This window comes from Frankia sp. CeTa3Moorea (genome assembly GCF_978021225.1).
In genome coordinates, this window is sequence record NZ_CDXDOR010000110.1 from 1,254 (window position 1) to 5,567 (window position 4,314).

8 protein-coding genes are annotated in these 4,314 nt (G+C 69.3%); all 8 read right to left on the minus strand.

Annotated features, from left to right (window positions below):
* Positions 1 to 27 precede the first annotated feature (27 nt).
* On the minus strand, positions 28 to 453 hold the full coding sequence (locus AC08OV_RS17465) for a transposase family protein (protein ID WP_476615614.1): 426 nt from the start codon (positions 451 to 453) through the stop codon (positions 28 to 30).
* Positions 454 to 1,023: 570 nt separating this feature from the next.
* Complete coding sequence (locus tag AC08OV_RS17470; protein WP_476615613.1) at positions 1,024 to 1,329, minus strand: helix-turn-helix domain-containing protein; 306 nt, start codon at positions 1,327 to 1,329, stop codon at positions 1,024 to 1,026.
* Complete coding sequence (locus tag AC08OV_RS17475) at positions 1,313 to 1,678, minus strand: type II toxin-antitoxin system RelE/ParE family toxin (protein ID WP_476615612.1); 366 nt, start codon at positions 1,676 to 1,678, stop codon at positions 1,313 to 1,315. The genes AC08OV_RS17470 and AC08OV_RS17475 overlap by 17 nt, the downstream gene beginning before the upstream one ends.
* 38 nt (positions 1,679 to 1,716) lie before the next feature.
* Positions 1,717 to 2,385, minus strand: a complete 669-nt coding sequence (locus AC08OV_RS17480; protein WP_476615611.1) for a TetR/AcrR family transcriptional regulator — start codon at positions 2,383 to 2,385, stop codon at positions 1,717 to 1,719.
* Positions 2,382 to 2,579: a hypothetical protein gene (locus tag AC08OV_RS17485; RefSeq protein ID WP_476615610.1), complete on the minus strand. Its 198-nt coding sequence runs from the start codon at positions 2,577 to 2,579 to the stop codon at positions 2,382 to 2,384. The genes AC08OV_RS17480 and AC08OV_RS17485 overlap by 4 nt, the downstream gene beginning before the upstream one ends.
* A gap of 19 nt (positions 2,580 to 2,598) precedes the next feature.
* On the minus strand, positions 2,599 to 3,111 hold the full coding sequence (locus AC08OV_RS17490; protein ID WP_476615609.1) for a nuclear transport factor 2 family protein: 513 nt from the start codon (positions 3,109 to 3,111) through the stop codon (positions 2,599 to 2,601).
* 128 nt (positions 3,112 to 3,239) lie between these two features.
* A complete protein-coding gene (locus AC08OV_RS17495) occupies positions 3,240 to 3,524 on the minus strand; it encodes a hypothetical protein (protein WP_476615608.1) in 285 nt (94 codons plus the stop codon).
* Positions 3,525 to 3,798: 274 nt separating this feature from the next.
* The gene (locus AC08OV_RS17500; RefSeq protein WP_476615607.1) at positions 3,799 to 4,071 is read right to left on the minus strand and encodes a hypothetical protein; all 273 of its coding nucleotides are present in this window, start codon (positions 4,069 to 4,071) and stop codon (positions 3,799 to 3,801) included.
* Positions 4,072 to 4,314 lie beyond the last annotated feature (243 nt).

Below are 4,314 nucleotides of genomic sequence, written 5' to 3' on the forward strand. Positions count from 1 at the left end.
GGGTTGGGCTGGCGGTTCGAGCCCTGTCTAGCTCCGAGCGGCCGACTGGTGCCCGGCGGTGTCGACGGCGTCGGGACGGGCCCAGATCCAGGCTCCGATCGCAGCTTCCAACGCCGTACGATCCACCCGTACCAGCACCCGCCAGATCGTCACCGGGCCCGGGATCCGCCCGGCCAACCCCAGGCCGGCGCGGGCGTCCGCGGGCAGGCCGACGGCCCATTCCCCGATCGCGGCGAACGACCGGGCGCCGCTGAGCATGGCGCACACCGCGATTGTCAGGATCACGGCGAAGGGGTATCGCATCCCGCGCCGTCCGCGTGGGTCCGGTACCTGCGCGAGCACCTCGCCTAACGCGGTCCACTCACTGTCGGTTACCGAACCTGGTGGGCTGGTCCGGTCCGGGATCTGCCCGGCGAGCTCGTCGATCACAGTGGCGATGGGAGATGATGACATCGGCGGGCACGGCCTTCCCTGGCGAACATGAAGCGTCGAGAACTCCATGATCAGTAGGGGGTCGTGCCTGCCGTGCATCCACTTCAGGCGTGTCGCCGGTATCCGTCCAAATCAGGCCACGCATCGGCCGATACCGAGGATGATCAAATTGGCCTATCGGCTACGAAATGGCCCTGGGCCACTCCCCGCTCGACGGGGACCCTGATTTTCGCGAACTGGGTGTTGACTAGAGTTTCGCAGTTTTCTTGATCGTCTCGCGGTGGTTAGCGAGGCGAGTTGATTTAACCTATTGATGGGACGCCGCCAGCCTGCTACCGGGCCTCCTGGCAGCTACCCGGACCGGACTTCCACCGGCAAGCGACGACGATCTTACGACAGGTAGATCAGCCGTCTACACGGCGTCACCTCCAGTCTGCTGGGCGCACGGAAAAGGCTCAATGAAGTGGAATCACGCTCCACTAGTTCGGTTAACAGGTCGCTCCAGCCACGACTCGAACCCCACAGCGGGCAGACAACATCATCTATCGAGTCGAACACATGTTCCGAACCTCTGGTGGGTCCGGACGCCCGCTACGCCGCTGAACGAGGGATGACGCGGACGTCGAGGTCGGCGTCGAGAGCCTCGGCGAGCCGTTCCAGCACAGGCAGTGTCGGTACGGTGCCACCGGCCTCGAACCGCGCCACCGCCGACTGCGTCATGCCCGCCGCGCGGGCCAGTTCGTCCTGACTCCAGGCACGCCGCTGGCGCAGCTCCCGCACCGACCCACCCAGCTCAAAGGCCAGCCTGGCCGCCTGGTAGGCCTCGCGCGCGCCCGGCTCGCCCATCCGGCGTTCCCTCAGCCCCACCCAGTCCGCCCGCTCAGCCATCGCCGTCATCCCCCTCATTCTCACCCGCCGTGTGCGACCCTGTCAGGCAGCGCGCCAGCGCGCGCCTCGCCCTGGACACCTCGGCGACCTCCCTCATCCGCAACTTGGCAAACACCGTCAGAAGCACCACCCTCCGACCCGGCGCGATCCAGTAGGTCACCCGGATCGCCCGGCCCTCCAGATGAAACCGCAGCTCCCGCAGCTTGCCGTCGAGCTGCCGCGTGTACGGCTCACCCAGCAACGGACCCTGCTCGGCGAGCAGATCCACGTAGAAAGCGGCCGTCGCGAAATGCGCGGTCGGCAGCCGTTCCAGCCAGTCCCGAACTTCCGGTTCCAGCTCGACGGTACCCCAGGTCATAGCGTTGACGCTATAGCCGCGCGGCTGCGGTCCACTCGTCAGGAGGACGGCTCGTACGCCCGGAGGAAGGTGTCCACCGCGGACCGGGACAGCCCGCGCATCTCCTCCGGAGGAAGGTCGTGGGTGCCCATCCGGCTCCGGGTCTCCACAGGGCCGACGAGCAGCGCGAGAAACTGCTCGGCGGCCTCGGCGGGGTCACAGCGGCGGAGCCCCCCGGTGAGAGACAACCGGGCGAACCGGTCGGCCAGCGCCTCACCGAGCTGGACGGACGTCCGCCCCTGGACGGTGTCGATCAGGTCGGGGAAGCGAGCGACCTGGCCGTAGGTCAGCCAGCGCAGCGCCCGGGAACGATGGCCGCAGCACACCTCGAGCATCCGCGCCGCGGTCTCCTCCAGGGCCGCTCGCAGGTCGTCCCCGGGATCGCGGAGCCGGTCGAGAGCGACGAGGTTCTCCGCCAGCACCGCCGCCGCCGCGGCCGCCATCGTCTGGCGGAACAGGTGCTCCTTGTCCTCCAAGTGGCTGTAGACCGTCGTCTTGGCGACGTTCGCCTCGTCGGCGATCTCCTTCACGCTCGTCTGCTCGTAACCCCGGCGCGCGAAGACGTCGAAGGCGGCATCGAGGATCGCCGCCCGTTTGTCGATGCGCCCACGCGACAACGCCCGCTCGACCGGCGGGGCCGCGCCGGCGAACGTAGCCCGGCTGGTCACCATGTTCGCCTGGTCACGAGATCCGGCTGGTCACCGTGTCGCCGGCCGACGGGCGCCTGCGGTGCGCTCATCGGTTCATCGTAACGTCGTCGGCGCGTCGTCCGCCGGGCCGGCGGACGGAAGAAGCGGAAGTGCGTCCCGAGGATGGCCCGCTCCGCCTCGAGGCGGCCGAGCCGGTCAAGGGCGGTCGTCATGATGTTCGGCTCCGTCCCGTCACAGCGCGATCGGCGGCGGCGAGCCGGCGGCGACCAGCCCCGCGACCGGGGTCACCCGGCGCCGGGCTATGAGCCAGCGGCCGCCCTCCTGGCGGTAGGCGTCCTCGACCAGGCCGACCGCGGTCCAGTCGGCGGGACGCAGCTCGCCCAGTCGGGCGTTGGCGGTGAACCAGTGCCAGTCCGTGGTGTAGGCGGACAGCCGCGGCTCGCCGTTGTCGTCCCAGTCGACGACGGTGAGGCCGGGAACGTGCGCGACCATCTCGGTCCGTGCCGCGAACTCGGTGAGCAGGTAGCGCGTGATCTCGTCCCGGCCGCGCAGCCGGCGCGGGCCCGGCAGGTGGTGGTCAAGCTCGGCGTCCGGGGTGAGGCACCCCGCCGCGACACGCTCGTACTGCCGGGTGTCCAAGAGCCGGAAGAACCGCGTGAAGGTCCGCAGGATCTCCCGTTCGGCGTCCAGCCGCGCGAGCCGGGCGTCCGTGTCGTCGGACGCGATCAGGTCGGGAAGTGTCACGTTCGGTGGCCTTTCGGTGTCAACGTTCTGCCGGACATGCTCAGCCGACCTCCATCGGCAGGTCGGCCCGCGCGGCCCACTCGATGATCGAGCCGTCGTAGACGGATCGCCGTCACGCACGCCCGGCCTCACACACGCTCGGCCCCGCCGACCGCCAGCACCCGGGAGCCGAGCCGGTCCGACAGCCGCCCGGCCAGTGGCATGACCAGCGCCGAGCCGAGCCCGAACGGCGCCAGCAGCAGGGCGGCCGCCACGACGCTGGCGCCGAACGCGGGGCGGTCGAACAGGCGCAGGTCGATCAGCGGTGGCGTGCCGCGGGGGCGAAGGACGTGCGCGGCGTAGCCGCCGAGCAGAGCCACGGCGATCATGCGGCGCAGTACGGGATCGAGCCGGTCCTGGGGCACCTGCGCCATCAGGCCTCTCCACTCGGTCGGATTCCATAGACAGAGATGCGACCTCTGAGGTCGGCAAAAACATATCACTAAGTCCTATAGATCAAACTCACAAGTATGGAACACACGACTCATGGGATTAGCTGGTTCTCGGCCGCGGCGCTCACCAGCTCACGGACAGCGACCTCACTCCGAAGACCAGCGCGTCCGGCCGGTACTCGATCTCCTCGAAGGGGACCGCCAGGCGCAGCGGTACCGGGTGTGCTCCTCGCCGTCGTAATCGACGCCGGCGCGCTCATCGCAGCACCTCGATCACCGGGGCGAACGACTCCATCGCCGGCTCCAGCACCGTGTAGTAGGTCAGGCCGAGGAGCTTCCGGCGCTCGCGCAGCTGGTCCGCGTACTCCGCGGGCCCGCCGACCAGCACCGAGGGAAGCGCCTCCAAGGCACCCGGCGTCTGGTCCAGCGGGTTCCCCCACACGTCGGTGACCACGTCGCCCCCGACGGTCGGCAGCACCCGGTGGATCGGAATGTTCAGCTCCACGTCGTGGACGCGCTCGCCGAGCACAGCGACCGATCTCCGCCGAGACCCTGCGTAAGCGGCTGCATGTCGGCACCGGTTCCGCCCGCCGGTTGGTGGCACAGCTTCGCAGTGACACCCATGTCACGCTCGACAGCCAGACGTCACAGATGCCCGCGCCGTAGCTCCGTCTCCCGTCGGCGGAACCGAGAGATCTGGGCGGCCCGCTCCTACGCTCTGCATGGGAGCAGCTACGGGTCGGGGGGTGGTCGTGCTGGGGTGGGATTGGTC

What these genes read in the sequence shown, in the direction of transcription:
- AC08OV_RS17465 (WP_476615614.1), bottom strand. Translation starts at nt 453, where the DNA reads ATGTCATCATCTCCCATCGCCACTGTGATCGACGAGCTCGCCGGGCAG.
- AC08OV_RS17495 (WP_476615608.1), bottom strand. Translation starts at nt 3,524, where the DNA reads ATGGCGCAGGTGCCCCAGGACCGGCTCGATCCCGTACTGCGCCGCATG.
- AC08OV_RS17475 (WP_476615612.1), bottom strand. Translation starts at nt 1,678, where the DNA reads ATGACCTGGGGTACCGTCGAGCTGGAACCGGAAGTTCGGGACTGGCTG.
- AC08OV_RS17485 (WP_476615610.1), bottom strand. Translation starts at nt 2,579, where the DNA reads ATGACGACCGCCCTTGACCGGCTCGGCCGCCTCGAGGCGGAGCGGGCC.
- AC08OV_RS17470 (WP_476615613.1), bottom strand. Translation starts at nt 1,329, where the DNA reads ATGACGGCGATGGCTGAGCGGGCGGACTGGGTGGGGCTGAGGGAACGC.